Raw genomic sequence first — 19,078 nt, 5'->3', positions numbered from 1 at the left:
AACAATGCACCTGCTTAAGGACAATCCCTTCCGAGATGTCGGCAACAACAGCCTGCACGCCATGTTGCTGGCCCTTGAGCAAGACGGTCGCCGGCAGTGGTGGCACCTGGATGAGCGTATTGATGACCTGGACCCTGCGACATTCAGTCCGTGCCGTCGCAGCAAGTCCTATCAACACCGGCGCAACTACGCGGGCCTTTACCCCTTCGGAGCCCGCTACGACATGGTGGCCTTTGAATCGCTGGTAGAGCTCATCTGCCTCATGGAACTCGACCACGGGGGAGAAGTTGACGCCATTGCTGCGCAGCCTTTCGGCATAATCTTCCCGGACCAAAGCCTTCATTACCCGGACTTCGCGGCTCGCCGACACGATCGGCGGATCGTTGTCATCGACGTCAAACCGCGGAACTTGGCCACCGGCGACGAATTCGTGCGGACAGCGGTCATGACGGAGGAAGTATGCAACACCCAGGGATGGGAGTACCGGGTCATGCACGGGTGCGAGGGCTGGCAGGCGGCCAACCTCCAGTGGATGTGCGCGTTTCGACATGAGGAGTATGTGCCCGCATCTGATCTCGCGCGCAAAGTGCTCTCCTACCTGCTTGAACCGCACACGATGGAAGCGACGGCCCATCAGATAGACCCACGACTCGAACTCGGCATCGGTTATCCCACCCTGTCGAACATGCTGTTCCACCGTCAGGTCGTTCCACTTGAGCCGGGCCCCTTTTACTCCGGGCTAATGATCGCGGCCGCTGAACCAGGAGGGGGTGTTGAAAGTGCCAATTGAGGGAGCCCGGTCTGCACCCCTGTACGTGTTTCGTAAAGGAGACGTCGTCGATTTTGCAGACCAGCGGTGGGAAATCGCTGACGTGGACGGAACCAGGATGGGCCTCAAAGCCGTAGATAGCGATGAGCGCCTGGAAGTCTCCACAGCGGAGATAGCGCAGGAGAACCCTGCCCAAGACCGACTTCCGCGGCGGAATGCGGTGCTGGAGACTGCGGAGCTGACGAAAGGAAACAGTAAGGCAGACCAGCACCAACGGAGCATCCTGAAGGACGTCGATCGCGTGATAGCCGATGTCGAGGAGGTCGCTCTTGGTCGCCCGCAGGGGGCACTTGAGTATCGAGAGGGGTATGGGCCAGGGTCTTCTCAGTGGTCCCGGGCCGGCCTCAAGCAAGCTGAGCTGAAAATCCTGGCCGACCAGTTGGATGCGAGAGACCCCGAACTTGCAAAAAAGCTAAGAAAATCCCGTTCAACGTTGTTCCGACTCGCCAAGGCTTACCTCCAGGAAGGCCCCGCGTGCCTTCTGGACGGCCGCCGGATCCGCAACCACAGGGTGACGGACGGACTTCCCAAGGAAGTGCTGGACATTTGTAAGCGGGTCAACCGTGAACATGCGCACCTTCCCAGGGTAACTAAAGCGCAGAGGAGGGCCATCGCACGGGCAAGGATAGAAAAGCTGCCGGACCGCGACTTCCCCATCCCAAGTAGCCGAAGGCTGGGTCGGGTCATGGACGAACTATCGGCGGGAATGTATCTGGACGGTGATTCTGCCAATCGTTGGTCGGCGGCCAGCGTTCCTAACTGGGTCTTTCATTCCCGTCCTGCCTTTCTGCCAGGTTTACAAATGCAGGTTGATTCAACGCGTCTCGACATCAAGCTCATCTTCCCTGACGGCTCAGTTAAGCGTCCTGACGCTGCTTTTCTCAGCGATGTAGCGACCAGATCTGTGACCGCCTTCGCTTTGGCCCTGAATATCTGCGGGGCAGATCTTGCCTTCATGCTCGCGCAAACACTGACGCCCAGACCCCGCTATGATCTGCCCCCGACCCTGAGAAACGAATGGGAACTCAAGCGTCGGGACCTCCCCTGGGTTGAAATGTTTGACGCGGAAACGCGAGAACACTTGGACGGTATGATTCCGTTGATTCGACCGCGGCTCATTGTTACCGACAACGGGCGGAATTACACTTCCCTCGCAGTGGAGTCAGCGTGTCGACAGCTAGGTATAACCATCGTTCGAACGTCGCCGTACGCGGGCACTGACAAAGGAATCATCGAACGTCTTCACGGTGCCATCAAAACGAAATTTTTGGAAAAGCTGCCGGGTTTCACTGGAGGCTCGGTGTCAAGCAGCGGGGACGAAAAGCCAAAAAAGGAAGACCTGCTGACCGTCGGTGAATTCGCTTGGTTGCTGGACCGTTGGATCGTGCATTGCTGGCAGAACACCCCGACCGAGGGCCTGCGTGACCCGCGTATAGGTGGCGGCCCTCTTCTCAGCCCAAATGCTGAATATGCCGCCATGTTTCCCTACGTCGGCTTTATTCCACGCCCGCTGAGCCGAAATGACTACATCGGACTTCTGCCGAGCCTCAGACGGAAAATCAACAATGACGGGGTTCAACTGCATTACCGGATGTACGACGCCCCGGAATTGGAAGGACTACGCCGTCGGACATCAGGAACACTTCTGGACGACCAATGGGAGGTCCATTACCTTCCAACAGACGACCGCGTGATTTGGGTCTACGACCCCGAGACGGGCAATTACATCGACTGTGAATGGAAAGAGGATCGACTTGATAAGCCCTTCGCCAAGGAGATGCGCGATCTGGCGCATCACATCCTTGAAGAGGGAGGCGTTGATACCAAGGCCACTGCAGATGCGGCCAACCGCAGCTTCATAGAGTCGGCACTTCAGGAGCTCAGAAGTGAACGAAGGAAGGAAGCGGCAAGGGAGCTCGAACGTGAAGTGCAGGACGCCAGGGGCGGCCTCTTACCCAATATTGCGACTCTCCGCGGACACGAGGGTTATGTGTCTCCGGACACCGATCCGATCGATGAATATGACGACAGTCCTGACGACGATGAGGACCTTGAGGGCTATGAGGGTGTGAATGGGGTAGCTCCATGACTGACTTTCCACTTCGTGTGCGCAACGGCCGCGACCTTAAGCATTTCCGCGGGTTCACGGAGGAGTTGCTGGAATTCGGGACGCAACTCCCGCCGGTACATCTAGCGGAGTACAAGGAGATGCCGGCAGAGGACAAATCAGCCTTCAATGAGGCGCGGCGCAGGGTGATCACCCGCGGAGTCATTGTCCGAAACGGTTCCTACCAAAACGTGTCCACCGTGCTCTTCGGCGTGATGCGCGAACACCAGTATGGCAGTGGGGGAGGGCACGGCGTGCTGGTTTCCGGCGAGCCATTCATGGGGAAGACCACGGTTGCCAGAATCCTCATGCTCGAACTCCTCCGACAGCGTCTTCACGCTAATCCGGACTGCTTACGTGCCGGGGAAGTGCCCGTCGCCTACGTCAATCTCCCGTCAACCGGAACCCCCCTCGGGCTATACCGAATGCTCGCGCAGTTCTACGGGCTGCCCATTGGAAAACGCGAGACAGAAGCAACCCTGGAGGGAATGGTCCAAAATGCCGTCAACAAGTGCCGTACCGAGATCCTCGTTATCGATGATGTCCACAACCTCAAATACGGCGGACCTCATTCCCCCAAGGTAAGTGCCGCCATCCGGCGCCTGGGAGACGACATCAACTGCCCCATTCTCCTGCTTGGTATTGCCCTTGAAAAAACAAACCTGCTCATCGGCCAGGAAGGAGCTCAAATCGCGGCACGCTACCGCCAGGCTGAAATGGCCACCTACCAGAAAGCTCACATGAGGACGTGGCGAAACCTAGTCAAGGGGCTGGTCGACTCAATGCCACTGCTGGGTGACAACCGGCACGGCATGGTTGCCCTGGCTGACGAACTATACGTTCTCGCAAAAGGCCGGATAGGTAACTTGAACTCGATCGTCAGCCGCGCGGCCCTCGACCTCATCGAGGCCGCAAACCCTGAGCAGGAGGTACTAACAAGCCACCTCGCCGCGGCCAAGGCAGCAGAGGTAGTCAAGGCGGACAACTTCAAGGCGCGGGTCAACCGGCGGCGTCGATATGCTGCTTGAGCCGACGGCCCGCCTGCCTCTCGCGCTTGTGCCGGCTTCCTTTCCCGGAGAAACAACGGCCAGTTATGCTGCCCGGGTTGACTCAGCCATCGCAGCCAAAGGCGAGCACCACCTTTGGAACTTGGCGGCAGCGACGTATAGGAGACGGACAGGAGCGCCATCTCAAAAACGTGTCGCTGAGCGATGCCTGGAACGCGAAGTCCATGCCCTGTGCAGGGCCATCGCGGGTGACAGATGTGATCGAGTGGTTCTCCTCGGAAAACCCTCCAGGACCATCTGGCACACCTGTCTTCACTGCACAGACGGAGAAATCGTGGCTGTTCATCCCGCCTACGCCCGCCTGACCTGCTCAGTCCATTCCGTATGGACTGGACCAATGATGGCGACTGCAAGACATGTACGACTGTCGACGGTTCCGCATCCGGACCCGACGCACTCCCGTCCCGTAAACCCGGCGATAGTAGAGGCGGCCGGAAGAATTCGTCACAGCGGCGCAAACATGGACCTGATCCAGGAGGCTTTAGTGCGAGCCGCCTCTGCCGTCCGCCACGAACGCACTCACATCCCTGCCCCGGAAGACATCCCGGTCGCAGCAGCGATCATCGCGACAGTAACGGACGCTGACGTTATTCGCGCTGTTTGTGATTCCCACACGGATTATCGCCTCACATACCAGCTGGTGGACCAACGCATGCAGCTTGCCGGGAATCGCATTGGCACCTTGGCCACAGATCAGGCGTGGCTGATGCTGAGATGGACAGCTGCCGCGGCACGCCACCGCTGGGACGGCGAGTGGAACTCGGAAGACCCGAACCCCGTCGTTCGCCCAATTCAGCCCCTATACTCTGGCTTAAACCGGTTGCAGCCCTTCCATACGTATATGGACTGCATCTGTGCGGCCCGTGCGGACGAAGCCTGGTGGGATGACCGCTACTGCCAGATGATCAACGGCCCACGCTACCTCTGCCCTGAAGGGCACGTGAGCCGCCGGCGGCCCGGACAGCGAAGCCGGCATGGAGCGTACGAAAGCTCTTGCTCAGTTTGCTCAGGGTACAGAGTGGTCACCGGCTACAACTCTCTTGCAGATGTCGCGCCGTGGCTGCTTGCCGAATGGGACCCGGACGTCACTTCAGGACCCACGCCGTGGACGGTCCGACCGTATAGCAGGAAAACGGGCCACTGGCTCTGCCCAAATAACCACCACTACCAAGCCACTTTTGTGAACCGCACCCTCCACAAGACCGGCTGTATCTACTGCCGCGGGAGCAGAGTCCTCCCAGGGCAAACCGACATGGCAAGAACACACCCTGCACTTGCCCGTCTGTGGGATCCGGAAGCTGGCAACAACACGACGCCGCAGGAATTCAAAGCAACTAATCAGAAGCTACGGATCGGATGGCGTTGTACAAGAGGGCACACCTTCACTCGCACCCCTGCCAACTTCGTCCGGTCCAACGGACGCTGCGGGACCTGCCAAAGCCTTGCCATCCGTCGGCCTGACGTAGCGGCCCAATGGAATGACCAACGGAACGGCTCTCTCACCCCCGAAGATGTCACGCCGAGAGGTACGAAGACCGTCTGGTGGCGCTGCCCGAAGGGACACGACTTCCCCGCAATGATCGTCAGCAGGTGCAAATATCCCAAGCTGACCTGCTCCGTTGAAACAGGCAAGGTACTCGTTCCCGGGGTTTCCGACATCGCCAGCCGTTTCCCCGCTCTGATGCTGGACTGGGACTTCTCGCGCAACACCTGCCCTCCGAACGAACAGGTTCCCGGCGATCAAAAATACGTGTGGACATGCCCTGCTGGCCACACCCAGGAGGCTACCGTGTCCAACAGGAGGAGAGCAGGTGGCTGCACGCTGTGCCCGCCCGGTAGACGGGCAAGCAACGCCACCGTTGCAAGGGATAGTTGCTAGTAGGTTCACATCAAGTGGCAGGGTCGTTTGGATTACCAACTCCTAGATACTCGCATCAGGGCACCTGCCGGCTTCTCAGGGAGCGGACGAATCGGAAAGCTCAAGCATCGGGGGCGCCCATGATCCAAGCGTTCGGTCAAATGCATCCTCGATAATCCGGTTGTTTGTTGCCAGCTTTGCAGGATCTGCGATTTGCCGTATGGCATGCTCCACGCTGAAGGTGTTGGAATCATTGCCTCCCATGATCACCTGCAGGGTTCGAATCATTTCTTCAGTCCCAAGGTGACATAAGATCTCAAGCTCTTTGAGGGATACAACGAGCGTCGGGCAATTTGTTGGCGGAAGACCTTGGGTGAACATTGTTTCATTGGCGCTGTGGACCGGCTCGGCTGTAACGATAAGACCAATCGCTTGGAAGCCCCGATAACCGGTGAACTCAGGTTGTCCATCCTCGATGAGGGCAAGAGTATTTCGGATCTGATCCCGCGCTTTTCCTATTCGCGATGACAAGAAATCTAGCGCTCCAAGGCCGCCGGAGCGTACGTCAAGGCTTTGCTTGGCCGCTTTGCACTCCACGAGCAGGAGGATGTTCTCGTACGTCAGAATCCAGTCAACAGACTTCTTCTTCTCGGGCCCGTAGACGATCTCAGGGCTGACGTTATCGAACCCTGCGTACTCGAGTTGTCGACCAGTGTATGCCTCTACGCGGTATCCCAACTCCTCTGGGAACAACTTCCACTTCTCTGTAGCTCGGTAGAAGATGTTTTCGACCAGCATTGACCGCAAAAGAAGCAAGTACTGTGGGGCCACCAGCGGGCCAGACCTGAAATCGATAAAAGGAGTGCTGTTCAGCTGATTGAAGGCGAACCTTGCTAGGTGAGGGGCCACTTTTGGTACAGCCTGGCTTTTCTCGCGAAACTCTGTGGGTGTGCAAACCAGCCGTTGGAGACATGCGTCGATTACTTCCTTCGTGAGAACCGGATTCAGGGCCTCCCAGTTGTCCCGTTCAGGAGAATTTGCATCAAAAAGACCGAGTGCGCCCTTTGTTGCTGTGGAAATCGCGAACAATGCCATGAGCCACTGCTCGAGTTCCATTCCCAACACCTCCGTCCAGTCGCGGTCGGGGATTTCCTTGGCCGAAATCTGCGTGTCCTTCAGAAGGAGTAGTGTGCGGGATATGTCATGCAGCGGCGTATCTTGATAGTGTCCCTGCTCATATATGAACGCGGTCATCATCAACCACAGCTCTTGTTCTTGAGGCACACCATTTTCGGCTTGGGCAAATAGCCCGAATATTTTCTTTAGCGCCTTCTCATCGGCTGGTGCCGATCTATGTTCGCTTGCGAACAACAGACTGTCTCGTGCAATGGCTGTGGCAGCCCAGGGTGAGTACAAGTTCCACGCGGGATCGAACTCGTACTCTTTTAGTTGGCTCGCGATGCGTGCCACCTTCGGCAGGAGTTCGGACGGAGCATGACGCCTGATGGCTTGCCGATACTCGCCCAGGCGCACCCGCCGGTTGTCTTCCAGACTCGCTGTCACAACTGTCCTCCCAAGTCTTTTAAACCCCCATTGCTCGTCCAACTAGGCCCGGGCCTCTGCAAAGCGCGGCGCCATCGACTCCATCTGCTCCATGACGAGCTTGATGGCCTCCGGCTGTTTGTCCGGCGGATACCCGAACCGCACCAGCAGCCGCTTGATCGAGGACCGCAGCTTGGCCCGGACGTCATCCCGGACAGTCCAGTCAGTGCGGACATCGCGCCGCATGACAGCAACCAGTTCACGGGCAATGTCTGCCAGAATGCCTTCGCCTTGGACCTCCACCGCCGATTCGTTCTGGGCCACCGCATCATAGAACGCGAGTTCGTCCGAGTTCAGCGGGGGAGTGAACTGCTCCCCACGCTTGCCTTCGGCAGCCACCTCACGCGCCAACTCCACCAGCTCAGCGATAACCTCAGCGGACGTCAGCTGCTGGTTTGTGTACTTCCTCATCAGCTCGGTGATCCGTTCGGAGAACGCTCGCTGCCGGATGACGTTGTTCCGGGTGGATGATGCAGATTCGTCGGCGATAAGCTTCCGCAGTGCTTCGATGGCCAGCTGCGGGTTCCGCGCCCTCTGCGTCTTGGCAATGAACTCGGGCGTCAGGTCATCCAGAGACGGCTTGGGCATGCCGGCGGCATCGTAGATGTCCAGTACTTCGCCGGACGATGTTGCGGAAGCAATGAGATTCCACAGCAGCCGCTGGATCTCCTCAGGTACCGGTTCCCCGCTTGCCTGCCGATCGGCGGCGTCGTATTTCGCCATCCAAACGCGGATTTCCTCGTACACCTGAATCTCGGGACGCAGCTCGGCCAGAGTGTTCGAGCCGGAACACAGTGCCCACGCTCGCGACAGCTGACCGGAAAACTTGCGGTATTTCCCGGCAAGTGACTCTTCCCCGTCCTGAGGCTGATTACCGGGAGTGGCAGGATTCCGCAGGTAACTGACAGCTCCGGTTACGGCGTTCAGGAAGGCCTTCGGCCCACCTTTCATCAGCAGGGATTTCCAGTCGTGGCCCGCCAGCAGGGAGCGCAAGGTCTCCACCAGGGAAACCGTCAGTCCCACAGCCTCGTCGATGTTCTTGCCCACAGGCTTGTTCGCCTGGTCAGACTGCGTGTACTCGCTCAGTGCCTTGGCAAGGTTCTCGGCCAGGGGCGCGTACGCCACCAGCAGGCCGTCTTCCTTGCCGCGGAACGTGCGGTTGACGCGGGCAAGCGTCTGCATCAGCAGCGCGCCCTTCAGCGGCCGGTCCAGGTACAGGGTGTGCAGCGGAGGTGAGTCGTAGCCGGTGAGCATCATGTCCTTGACGATCACCAGCTCCAGCTCGTCGTCGACGTCCTTGAGCCGCTCCTTCACCTGGGCATTCAGCGAATCGCGGCGAACGTGGTCAGACACCGGCGGTACATCGGTCGCGTCGCCTGAGTAGACCACTTTGATCTTGCCCTTCGACAGGTCGTCAGAATGCCATTCGGGCCGCAGTGCCACGATGGCCGAGTAGAGGTTCGCGCAGATCTCCCGTGTGCCACCGACGATCATCGCCTTGCCCGGCGCCTCGATAAACTTGAGCATCCGTTCCCGCCGGTTCTCCCAGTGCGTCACCAAATCCTCGGCCAGAGCAGCGATGCGCTGCGGCGCACCATAAACGGCGTTGACGACGGCGACACTCCTCTCGATTCGCGCACGTTCCGTATCATCGAGCCCCAGAGTCAGTTCATCCGCGGACTCGTCCAGGTCCTCTTCCGTGACGCCTTCGGAGAGTCCCACCTTGATCAGCCGCGGCTCGAAGTACACGGGGACTGTTGCCCCGTCCTCAACTGCCCGGGAGAGGTCGTAAATGTCGATGTAATCGCCGAAGACCTCCTGCGTATTCCGGTCATCAAAAGAGATGGGCGTTCCGGTGAAGGCGATGAGCGTCGCGTAGGGGAGTGCGTCCCTCAGGTGGCGGGCGTAGCCGTCCAGGTCATCGTAGTGAGAGCGGTGCGCCTCATCCACGACCACGATGATGTTGCGACGGTCGGACAGCAGAGGGTGGTCAGCGCCGGCTTCCTTTTCGGACTTGCTGCGGCCGAACTTCTGCAGTGTGGTGAAGTAGATGCCGCCAGTTGTACGGTTAGTCAGCTCATCCCGCAACTCGGACCGCTTCTTGATCTGCTTCGGTTTCTCGGCGAGGAGCATGCTGCGGTCGAAGCCTTCGAACAGCTGGCCGTCCAATTCATTACGGTCGGTGATGACTACGACGGTGGGGTTCTTCAGCTTGGGCTGCCGGGCCACCATGTTGGCGTACAGTTCCATCTCCATGGACTTGCCCGATCCCTGGGTGTGCCAGACGACGCCGGCCTTGCCGTTGCTTTCCAACGCCTGGATGGTGCTGGCAACCGCCTTGGTTACGGCGTAGTACTGGTGCGGCTTGGCGATCCGCTTGGCAAGGCCACCAGCCCCCTGGTCGAACGCGGTGAAGTTGCGGACCAGCTGCAGGAAACGTTCCTGGTTGTAGAGGCCGTCCAGTGCGGTGTCGAGGGCGGTGACAGCATCGCCGTCGACCATGTAGCCCTGTGGGACAGGGACGCCGTCGTCGTCTACATTCCAGGGTGAAAAGTGGTTGAAGGGGGTGAATGGCGTCCCGTACTTGGCCTGGATTCCGTCGCTTGCGAGCGTGAAGACGCAGAAGCGGAAGGCCATGGGGAATTCGCGAAGGTACGTCTGTAGCTGGGCATGCGCGCCGGGAAGGTCCGCGTGGGCATTGCCGGCTTTTTTCAGCTCGATAATGCTGACGGGCATGCCGTTGCAGTAGAGCACGATGTCGAAGCGGCGCTTGTAGTCGCCCTGGATCAGGGTGACCTGGTTGACGGAAAGCCAGTCGTTCTGGTCCGGTGACTGGCTCAGCAGTCGGATGGTCGGATTGGCTTCGCTACCGTCGGAGTCGATGTAGGTCAGCCGGTAGCCGTCCACGAGACAGTTGTGGATGCGGTGGTTCTCAGCGACCGCGTCGTTGGACCTGGGCGAGGCTATTTCCGCCAAGGCCTGCTGGAGGTACTGGCAGGGAACCTCGGGGTTGAGTCGCTGGAGGGCGGCAAGCAAGCGTGGCCGGATCAGCAGCTCCGACCACGACTCGCGTTCCCCGGTGCCAGGAGCGATGGCCTGGCCCTCCACGGGCTTCCAGTCCAACTCCCCAAGCCGCTCCTTCGCGGCGCCCTCCCAGTCGGCCTCTGAAAAGGCAACTGCTGGTGCTGTCACTGTGATTCCCCCACAATCGATTTGTTGTTTAGCATACTCAGGCTCCGAGCGACCATGGCAAGGTGCCCACTCCTACCAGGTTGGGCGTTTACACCCCGGCGTTTTCCAGGACCCGCTCCGCATCCTTGACCCGGAGCTTGCCGGACATCAGCTGGGGGAGGAGTGCGTCACGAGTAGCAGAGAGGGTACGGTTTTCGCTCAGGCGCACGCTCTCCATCTCCGACATCGACGTGATTCGCTCGCTGAGTTCAGCCTGCCGGCTCTTGTGGGGGAGCCTCAGAGAGAGTTTGCCGAGTTCAATTCGTGATAGCTCGGTTTGCCCGGTGCTTCCTTCGCCCATCTCTTCGATGGTTTTCTGTGAGGCCAGCAGAGCCATACCCGCGCACACGGGATCAACTTTTGCTTGATCGAACCGGACGATAGTGATGTGGGAGTCCACAGTAACGCTGGCACTGTTGGTCCAGCGTGCTACCCGGCCCAGGGTTCCTTGGCCTGTGGAGTTCACCAGTACATCATTCATCTTCAGCATCTTGTCTCTACCGACTTTCGATGCAAGTGTTCGCCGAGCCGGGTCCAGGTTAACGCGCTGATCGCGGACGCATTTTTGATTGAGGACCACGACCGTGTCCTCAGTATCCGAGTACTTTGGTGCAACGCCTCGAGTAAGGAGTTCGGCAACGTCGGAAAGCGTAACTTCATGGGCCGCGGCGCGCATTGAAGCTGCAAATAGGGCCTGCGCCAAAACTGCAGATGTCTGCACTAGTTTGGTGTTGGCGGCGACCTTGTCGTCGAGGGCTCCGAGCATCTCAGCGATCGCGCGCTGCTCCCACATAGGGGGAATGGTCACCTTGTGGCTCTTGACTATGTCCGTCTTGAGGTTGGTGAAAATTGAACCGTTTCCTTGACCGGCTAAGTCTTTGCGGTCGTTCAAGAAGACGTAATAGAGAAACATCGGGTCTACGTCAAGTAGATCCCTGAGGAGAAGCCATCCGTCGTGGATGCAAGCCTCGATCCCTAAAAACTTAGGAATCCCGGGAGTGGCGCTGTTGGAAAGTATCAAGTCACCTGGATATACAACGACGCTCTTGCTGCGGCCTTCGTTGCGGATAAATTCTCGTGTCTTGGTGATGTATTTTGACGGGTCTGAAGTGGCATCAGCTATCTTGACCCACGGAGTACCAGCAGGCGCAATCCATTCATGAATAGGTCGCGGTGACGCGCCGCGAGTCACCCGACACAGTTCGTCAACTCGCTTGCGCTCCCATCCTTCTGGCAACTTAAACATCCAGCACCTCCAGCTGCTCGCGCACAACTGCCGCCAGTCGCTCAGACTCCTCGAACTGCTCTCGCAGCTCCTTCGAAAGCCGCGCGATCTTCTCCTCAATCGGTTCGCCGTCGTCTTCTACCTCGGCCGCACCAACGTACCGCCCGGGTGTCAGGGCGTAGTCCGCTGCCTTGACCTCGGCGAGTGAAGCCGAGTAGCAGAAGCCGGCCTCGTCGTCGTACGCTAGCCCTGCCTCAACCGCCGACGCGGTGCCGCGCCAGGCGTGGTAGGTGTTGGCGATCTTGGCGATGTCGTCGTCGGACAGGGCCCGCTCGGCGCGGTCCACCATGTAGCCCAGGTTCCGGGCGTCGATGAAGAGCACCTGCCCGGTCCGGTCCACCGAACCGCGGGGGCCGGCGGTCTTGTCTTTGGCGAAGAACCAAGTGCACACCGGGATGCCGGTGCTGCGGAACAGCTGGGTAGGCAGGGCCACCATGCAGGAGACGAGGTCGGCCTCCACCAGCTGGGCGCGGATCTCGCCCTCGCCGCCGGAGTTGGAGGACATGGAGCCGTTGGCCATGACCACGCCGGCGCTGCCGCCGGGGGCGAGCTTGGAGATGATGTGCTGGATCCACGCGTAGTTGGCGTTGCCGGTCGGCGGGACGCCGTACTTCCAGCGCGGGTCGGACTCCGAGCGGGCCCAGTCCTTGATGTTGAACGGCGGGTTGGCCATGATGAAATCCGCGCCGTTGTTCCCGGTCAGCTCCGGGTGCTGGTCGCGGGCGAACGTGTCGCCCCAGCGCGAGGCCAGGTTGGCGTTCAGGCCGTGGATGGCCAGGTTCATCTTGGCCATCCGCCAGGTGCGCTCATTCAGCTCCTGGCCGTAGACCGAAATGTCCGAGCCCTCCAGGTGATGCGCGGCCAGGAACTTCTCGGCCTGCACAAACATGCCGCCCGAGCCGCAGCACGGGTCGTACACGCGTCCGCGGTGTGGCTCCAGCACCTCCACGAGGACGCGGACTACGCCTGCCGGGGTGTAGAACTCGCCGCCGCGCTTGCCTTCGGCCTTGGCGAACTTCTCAAGGAAGTACTCGTACACCTCGCCCAGCAGGTCGCGCGCTTTGCTGGCGCCTTGGCCGGTGAAACGCGCGGAGTTGAAGAGGTCCAGCAGCTCGCCGAGGCGGCGCTGGTCCACGTTGTCGCGGTTGTAGATCTTGGGGAGCGTGGCGGCTAGGGACGTGTTGTCAGTCATGATGAGCTCCATTGCCTCATCAATCAGCAGCCCGATCGACTTTGGCGCCGCGCCGTCCACCGCATCCAGGCCCTTGGCGTTCTCCGCCAGGTAGGTCCAGCGTGCCCGGGGCGATACCCAGAACACGCCGCGGCCGGTGTATTCATCCACGTCGTCGATCAGCTGGGCAATCTGCTCGTCGTTCAGCCCTTCCGCTTCCAGCTCGGCCTGGATCTGTTCACGCCGTTCCTCGAACGCGTCCGACACGTACTTCAGGAACACCAGCCCCAGGATCACGTCCTTGTACTGTGAGGCGTCCATCGAGCCACGGAGCTTGTCCGCCGCCTTCCAGAGCGTGTCCTTGAGTTCCTTCATGGTGGACGGGGCGAGGTCCACCTTCACTTTCGGGGGCATTATGCAGTTCCTTCTTCTGGCACGGCGTGGGAAATAGGGTCTGTCAGGGTGAGGCTTCCGCCCGCTACGCCGTCCGTAATCAGGGTAGCGAGTTCTTCCAGGTGTTTGAGTCGTTGCCGGGCCTGGGCCTGCTCGTGTTGCAGGCGCTGCAGGGCGTTGGTGAGCGGCTGGCGTTCGGCTTCTCCTGTACGGCGCAGTTGCCAGTTGCGCCAGGACTTGTCTGCCGGATTGAGGTTGTTGATGTCACGGGCGATGACGGCGGGCAGCAGGCCGCCCGGGTCACCTTGGTCAATCCTCAGGATCCGGGCGGGAAAGACGACGACGGCGCCGCCCTCCTCGTCCACCATCGCGGCGGGCCGTGGGCTAGTACAAAAGACGACGTCGCCGGGCTCCGTGAGCCGTCCGGTGGGGTAGTGTGCGGCGAAGTCCAGCAGGGCGATGAAACGCGGCAGGGCATCATGCGGGTCCATCAGTTCCTCCCGGCCAAGGATCCTGTTTCCCGCCGTCCTGTTGGTGTGCTGCTCTTCGACCCGGATGCCTTTGACGTATTTGAGGTATCCGGACCCCATAAGTTCCTGCACGGAAGCTGAAGCGGGAGAGGAATGCTTGGCGCCAGGCAGAACACTGAGAAGCTTGGCGTCACCACCGGTAGACAAAGCCCTAACAAGTTCGTCGATGCGCAGTGCCGCCTCGGCGCAGGGTGCTGCCGTCGACCTCCCCTTGGCCGGCAGGTCCACCAGGGCACCAGTTCGAGCAAGCAGAATCCGGGTCTGCACCAGCCGTGCGAACCGGAAGGAGTGAGCGCGGATTGTGGCGCGGTTGCCCATGGACGCGACGATGTCGCTGATCAGGTCCTGGATTACGTCGACGGTCAGCGGGTCAGTGCCGAGGTCTGCCACCATGGTCCAGCGATCTGCAATGGGCACGTCGGCAAAAGAGGGCCCCAAGACCCACAGAGCCTGAGGCTCGCGAGGCTTTGCCCGGAGCAGTCCAGAAGTGAGCCGGATGATGGCCCGCACCCGGCCGGACCGCAGCAGGTCGGCACGCACGTTGCCAGTTTCACCGGCAAGGGCATCAGACAGGACCCGGGCGGGAGCGAGCACGATCGCCCGCTGGGAATCATCCATTTGCAGCACGATGTTCTCAATGCCGGACAGGATGCCCTTGGTGTTCAGGCCGGGTTCGCCGGGCGCGGGATATTGCGCCACATGGATTGCGGGACCGGTGACGGCGAAGGCGCCCTTGCCGTCGACCTTGACGGGCCCACTGTCCGTACCGTGCACAGCCAGGCGCCGGCGCGCCAGACGCGAGGCTCCGCCGTCGTGATCCGCTGCTAAAAAGGTGACGGACTCTGACTCGCTGAACTGCTGGGAGATGCTGAGCATGACGTCGCTCCCGCCCGGTGTGGCGTCCACGAAGACGGGCCGGCTTTCCAGCGCGGCCGCAAGCTCTATGGCTGCCGCGCTGACGAGGTTGAGGGCGGCAGCTGTCAGAGCAGTGTCCGCATACTCTCTGAGGCCATCCTTGAAGCGGTGGGTCAGAAGTTTCTCAAACGCCGCTGGGGCGCTGTAGGCGCTGTCGGCCAGCCTGTCGGCGAAGCTAGCCAGTCCGGGAAGCGCAGAGCCCAGGGCCTCCAACTCCGAATAGAGGAACAGATCATCAGGATCTGCCTCATCGGCCTCGTCTAGGAGACCGGATGCACTCCGGTTGCCCAGCGCCTGTCCGGTGATGACTTTCAGTGCCAGCAGCGCCGTCAGGCCGTCGAAGGTCTTGCGGCCGTCCCTTAGCGAGACAATGGCCGCAGGTTTCGCGTGGACGGCCACGTCGTTCCTTGCCTCAGGATTGTTGCCCCGTCCAGTTGCCTGCAACCACGCGGTGACCTCGTCGGCGTCGAAAAGTTCGACGCCGTTTACGGTTTCGGCGGGCGCCGGAAATGGCAGGGGCCCTGCGCTGCTGCGTTTTCGCCACATCGAGACAACCGGACGCTGAACTTGGGAAAGGGACGCTACGTCGGACAGCGTCATGCGCATCGTTGTCGCCGCTGTATTCATCGTTTCCCCCTTTCGTTGAACGTCCCCACAGCCTAACCGGACTCTAGGGCACTCCCGTCTTTCCACTGATAATCCCCCTTATCAGCTTGTGAATGACTGGAATGAACCAGCGGGTCGTAGCTTTCTTCTGCAGCTAAGGGGAATCTTCCTGAGCTGTGGCGGCGGCGGGAAACCGCACATTGGGGGGAGGTATCCCGCCGCCGACCTGCAGCACTCATGAAATGGGGAGAACTAAGTGTTGAACAACGACATCGGCCCGGGGGACATCCCGGACACTGATCAGGTGTACCAAGCCGGGCATGAGACTCCTGCCCAGGTGGCCAAACGCGACCGGAAGAAGCCTGCCCTTCTGGCGGCAGCCGCCGTCGTCCTGTTAGCCGGCGGAACGGCGCTTGGAACGGCATTGCCGGATCCTAAGGAAAGCACCGCGTATAAGTCACTCGCTGGCCAGAAGTCCACAGTCGAGACCGAGCGGGACGCTGCACTTTCCAGCTACGCCTCACTCAAAGGCAAGTACGACACGCTTGAGAACGGCATGGCTTCCCGGGAATCCAAGGTCGCGGCCCGGGAAGCCGAAGTCGGTAAGGCAGATGCTGCCGTGAAGACGGCTGAGGCAGCGGTCAAGGCCCGGGAGGACGCCGTGACCGGGGCCGAAAAGGCGAAGGCAGCGCGCACGGTTGGCGACGGCACCTGGACTGTGGGCGCTGACATCGAACCGGGCACCTACAGGGCCGCCGCTGCCGTCGGCTCCACCTGCTACTGGGGGATCTACCGGAGCGGCAGCAACGGCAGCGACATCATCGAAAACGACATCCCCGGCGGCGGCCGGCCCGTCGTCACCCTCTCGGCAGGGCAGGACTTCAACTCAACCCGCTGCGGCAGATGGGAAAAACAATAGCCACTGCTACTCCGCAGCACCATCCAATCGCATCACTTGAAAGGCACCACCATGACCAACCAAAACTTTGCCCCTGTCCCGCCGGCTGCCCAAACCCCGGCAGTCCGACCGTTCTACAAGAAGAAGCGCTTCGTCGTCCCCGCGGGCGTCCTCCTGGTGGGCATCTTCATGGGCTCCTGCTCCGGCGGAAGCAAGCAGGCCGCGGACTCCAGCCCCATCGCCTCTGCCACGGCCTCCATTGAAGCGACTGCACCGGCTGCCGCTGCTCCTGCCGCCCCGACGGCGGCAGCACCGCCGTCGTCCGCTCCTGCCGCTCCCGCGGCGCCTACTGTGGGCGTTCCTTTCTCCGTGAAGATGCGCAACGGCAACGTCGCCAGGATCACTGTCGTGTCCGCGGTCCGCACCGACTCTGTCACCACCGGTGCGTTCGCTACCCCGCCCAAGAACGGCACCTACCTGCTCCTGGACGTGCTCTGGGAAACGGAATCCGGCAAGACGAGCTCCAACCCGCTGTACTTCTCGGCGAAGGATGCCAACGGGCGTAAGGCAGACATGAGCCTGTTCGCCGATAACCAACTGGGCTCAGGGGAGGTCCTGCCCGGCGACAAGGCGCGGGGCAACATTGCCTTCGATATTGCTCCGGGACCTGCCACTGTCATGATTTCTGATCCGCTGCTGCAGGAGGCTGCCCGGATCCAGATTCCGGGATAAGCTCACTTCCGCCCGTGCGGTCTGACCGGCGGAGGTCCGCGCAGCGTGGCGAGCAAGATCCTGCCACATCATGCGGGACACTGATGACGGCGCGGCGGGGAGCCCTGGGCTCCTCTGCCGCGAACCGAATTGCAGCGTTTATAGAAAGGCTCAGGGTTGAGCCTGTGGTTTAGAGGGGGACAACGTAAATGACCGAAAGCCAAGCTGTCACGCTGGAGACCCAGTTGGATGATGAGGAAGCCAACGCAGACATCGCGGAGGCGGTCAGTGCGCGTCACTCAATCGCACGCAAGTACGTCATGCGGATTCGTCGCCGGCGTCCAGAGGCAACCCCTGCGGAAGTGGTCAGGTTGCTCGAACGTCACTACAGTACGTCGATCACGGCTGCAGGGGCCGCTATCACTGCTGGGTCGATCGTGGCTGAGGTGGGAATCTCGTTGATTCCGGGTGGCAGCGTCGCGGCCACGGGTCTGAAGACGGCGGGGAAACAGGCGGCTAAGAAGACTGCGCAGGTAACGGCCAAGGAGGCGGCCAAGGTGGCCGCGAAGAACATGGCTATGGGGGCTGCGAAAACGGGTGCTCACCGTGTGGCCGCGCTTCTCCCTGCCGGTGATCAGCAGCTCCAGTTCGAGCTCACGGCAATTTTTGGGCTTGCCCTCGCCGACATCCACGGGAAAGCCCTGGACCAGGACCAGGCCCATGCTTTGGTCTACGGTCTGACCAATGACCGAGTAAGCCAGGAACAAATTGCCACCATGGCGAAGGACGTGGCGGAAACTTCCCCCGAAGGTGTAGTGGGCGTTGGCCACAAATTCGCGGCCGCCAGCGGTGACTGGTCTCACTGGGCGACAACCTTGGCAGACACCCTGCCCAGCGGCGCCGCGCAAAGCCTCGTCCGGACCATCCAAACGGGTCAGCTGGACACCGTGCGGGAAACCCTGAACGGAAAACAGCAGACGGCGATTGAATATGGAGTGGGTGCACTCACTGGAGGTGTGAGCCGTTTTGTGTTTGGCAGGGACGTCGTGGAGTCCGCCCGTAAAGCATTCCCCGAGGCTCCGGAAGAGTTCCCGGCACACCTTGCCCTGCAGATCGAGTCGTCAGAAGCCGACGACCGGGAGTCCGAGCCCAACCGCGCACTTGCAGCTCTGGAGGAGGCAGCGAAGTCCACAGGAAGCTGGATCACCGGGACGGCCAGCACTGTCGGAGAAGGAGTCGCTACGGGTGCCTCCGCTGTGGGATCGGGGGTCGCGAGTGCCGCTGCTGCGGTTTCTCGCCCGTTCCGTGCCGTGGACGTTGACGGCGACGGGATCCCTGACGAGCCACAGGCCCTTACTGCGGTGAAGGGCATTGGTGGTGCGCTGGCTGGTGCTACCGGGGCAGCGAGCGGAAAAGTTTCCGGCTTGTTCAAGTCGCGGAAGCGAGACACGGCTGATGCGCCGGAGAAGGCGCCTGAGGAATGAACTCAGAGCCTTACAGTGCAGAACTGGCTGCGGCCATGGAGGCCGGCTTCATAAGAAACCCCAACACAGGCGAGCACTGCCACAGCCTTGCCGACGCCTACATGGCTTCTCTGGCCGAGAGTTCCCTACCCGAGGATGTGGAGGCGCGAGAGGAGTACGACCGCCTGGTCGCGTGGTCCTTGGAGAAGAGCAACGCGTCACCGGGAGAAGTCGTGATGACGTTCAACTACATCCGGGTCAAAGCGGTCCGAGTGGCCATGAAGGTAGCCCAGAGGCGCGGCGAGGTCCGCCGGAACGAGTTCCTTTAGCAACCCGCCCGTCCTCGAGCAGCAACACATTCTGACAATCGTGCATCCGGACGGGACGGTGCACACCACCCCGGCGATAAGCC

General features: G+C 60.8%; 13 protein-coding genes. 8 read left to right on the top strand and 5 right to left on the bottom strand.

Annotation, left to right across the window (positions count from 1 at the left end):
• Positions 1-4: 4 nt before the first annotated feature.
• The 4 genes from C563_RS0112245 (at position 5) to C563_RS23005 (ending at position 5,882) form a co-directional block, all read left to right on the top strand.
• A complete protein-coding gene (locus C563_RS0112245) occupies positions 5-790 on the top strand; it encodes a TnsA-like heteromeric transposase endonuclease subunit (RefSeq protein ID WP_018762355.1) in 786 nt (261 codons plus the stop codon).
• Between the two features lie 97 nt (positions 791-887).
• Positions 888-2,918, top strand: a complete 2,031-nt coding sequence (locus C563_RS0112240) for a Mu transposase C-terminal domain-containing protein (protein WP_018762354.1) — start codon at positions 888-890, stop codon at positions 2,916-2,918.
• Positions 2,915-3,964 (top strand): ATP-binding protein, encoded by a 1,050-nt coding sequence (locus C563_RS0112235; protein WP_018762353.1) that lies wholly within the window; start codon positions 2,915-2,917, stop codon positions 3,962-3,964. Before C563_RS0112240 ends, C563_RS0112235 begins: the two co-directional genes overlap by 4 nt.
• Complete coding sequence (locus C563_RS23005) at positions 3,954-5,882, top strand: zinc-ribbon domain-containing protein (RefSeq protein WP_081624154.1); 1,929 nt, start codon at positions 3,954-3,956, stop codon at positions 5,880-5,882. The genes C563_RS0112235 and C563_RS23005 overlap by 11 nt, the downstream gene beginning before the upstream one ends.
• Before the next feature lie 75 nt (positions 5,883-5,957).
• Here the strand turns inward: C563_RS23005 and C563_RS0112230 are convergent, their stop codons facing one another.
• From C563_RS0112230 to C563_RS0112210, 5 genes are all read right to left on the bottom strand, one after another.
• A complete protein-coding gene (locus C563_RS0112230) occupies positions 5,958-7,424 on the bottom strand; it encodes a hypothetical protein (protein ID WP_231369885.1) in 1,467 nt (488 codons plus the stop codon).
• 42 nt (positions 7,425-7,466) lie between these two features.
• The gene (locus C563_RS0112225) at positions 7,467-10,655 is read right to left on the bottom strand and encodes a type I restriction endonuclease subunit R (protein WP_043424111.1); all 3,189 of its coding nucleotides are present in this window, start codon (positions 10,653-10,655) and stop codon (positions 7,467-7,469) included.
• A gap of 88 nt (positions 10,656-10,743) precedes the next feature.
• Positions 10,744-11,940 carry a restriction endonuclease subunit S gene (locus tag C563_RS21900; protein WP_081624153.1) on the bottom strand — a complete coding sequence of 399 codons (1,197 nt, stop codon included), beginning with the start codon at positions 11,938-11,940 and terminating at the stop codon, positions 10,744-10,746.
• Positions 11,933-13,564, bottom strand: coding sequence for a class I SAM-dependent DNA methyltransferase (locus C563_RS0112215; RefSeq protein WP_018762349.1), 1,632 nt, complete (start codon positions 13,562-13,564; stop codon positions 11,933-11,935). Before C563_RS0112215 ends, C563_RS21900 begins: the two co-directional genes overlap by 8 nt.
• A complete protein-coding gene (locus C563_RS0112210) occupies positions 13,564-15,615 on the bottom strand; it encodes a hypothetical protein (RefSeq protein ID WP_026264748.1) in 2,052 nt (683 codons plus the stop codon). Before C563_RS0112210 ends, C563_RS0112215 begins: the two co-directional genes overlap by 1 nt.
• 235 nt (positions 15,616-15,850) lie before the next feature.
• Between C563_RS0112210 and C563_RS0112205 the strand changes: the two genes are divergently transcribed.
• From C563_RS0112205 to C563_RS0112190, 4 genes are all read left to right on the top strand, one after another.
• Positions 15,851-16,513: a hypothetical protein gene (locus C563_RS0112205; RefSeq protein WP_018762347.1), complete on the top strand. Its 663-nt coding sequence runs from the start codon at positions 15,851-15,853 to the stop codon at positions 16,511-16,513.
• Positions 16,514-16,564: 51 nt separating this feature from the next.
• Positions 16,565-17,224, top strand: coding sequence for a DUF4352 domain-containing protein (locus tag C563_RS0112200; protein ID WP_018762346.1), 660 nt, complete (start codon positions 16,565-16,567; stop codon positions 17,222-17,224).
• 188 nt (positions 17,225-17,412) lie between these two features.
• Entirely contained in the window at positions 17,413-18,687 is a 1,275-nt protein-coding gene (locus C563_RS0112195; RefSeq protein WP_018762345.1) for a hypothetical protein, read from the top strand.
• A complete protein-coding gene (locus C563_RS0112190; protein WP_155845155.1) occupies positions 18,684-18,995 on the top strand; it encodes a hypothetical protein in 312 nt (103 codons plus the stop codon). The genes C563_RS0112195 and C563_RS0112190 overlap by 4 nt, the downstream gene beginning before the upstream one ends.
• The last annotated feature ends 83 nt before the right edge of the window (positions 18,996-19,078 follow it).

It is taken from the genome of Arthrobacter sp. 135MFCol5.1 (genome assembly GCF_000374865.1).
Classification (GTDB): domain Bacteria; phylum Actinomycetota; class Actinomycetes; order Actinomycetales; family Micrococcaceae; genus Arthrobacter.
Note: the sequence above shows the minus strand (reverse complement) of the source record. Positions and strands in the feature narration are given on the sequence as shown.

What these genes read in the sequence shown, in the direction of transcription:
- C563_RS0112245 (WP_018762355.1), top strand. Translation starts at nt 5, where the DNA reads ATGCACCTGCTTAAGGACAATCCCTTCCGAGATGTCGGCAACAACAGC.
- C563_RS0112240 (WP_018762354.1), top strand. Translation starts at nt 888, where the DNA reads ATGGGCCTCAAAGCCGTAGATAGCGATGAGCGCCTGGAAGTCTCCACA.
- C563_RS0112235 (WP_018762353.1), top strand. Translation starts at nt 2,915, where the DNA reads ATGACTGACTTTCCACTTCGTGTGCGCAACGGCCGCGACCTTAAGCAT.
- C563_RS23005 (WP_081624154.1), top strand. Translation starts at nt 3,954, where the DNA reads ATGCTGCTTGAGCCGACGGCCCGCCTGCCTCTCGCGCTTGTGCCGGCT.
- C563_RS21900 (WP_081624153.1), bottom strand. Translation starts at nt 11,940, where the DNA reads ATGTTTAAGTTGCCAGAAGGATGGGAGCGCAAGCGAGTTGACGAACTG.
- C563_RS0112215 (WP_018762349.1), bottom strand. Translation starts at nt 13,564, where the DNA reads ATGCCCCCGAAAGTGAAGGTGGACCTCGCCCCGTCCACCATGAAGGAA.
- C563_RS0112210 (WP_026264748.1), bottom strand. Translation starts at nt 15,615, where the DNA reads ATGAATACAGCGGCGACAACGATGCGCATGACGCTGTCCGACGTAGCG.
- C563_RS0112200 (WP_018762346.1), top strand. Translation starts at nt 16,565, where the DNA reads ATGACCAACCAAAACTTTGCCCCTGTCCCGCCGGCTGCCCAAACCCCG.
- C563_RS0112195 (WP_018762345.1), top strand. Translation starts at nt 17,413, where the DNA reads ATGACCGAAAGCCAAGCTGTCACGCTGGAGACCCAGTTGGATGATGAG.
- C563_RS0112190 (WP_155845155.1), top strand. Translation starts at nt 18,684, where the DNA reads ATGAACTCAGAGCCTTACAGTGCAGAACTGGCTGCGGCCATGGAGGCC.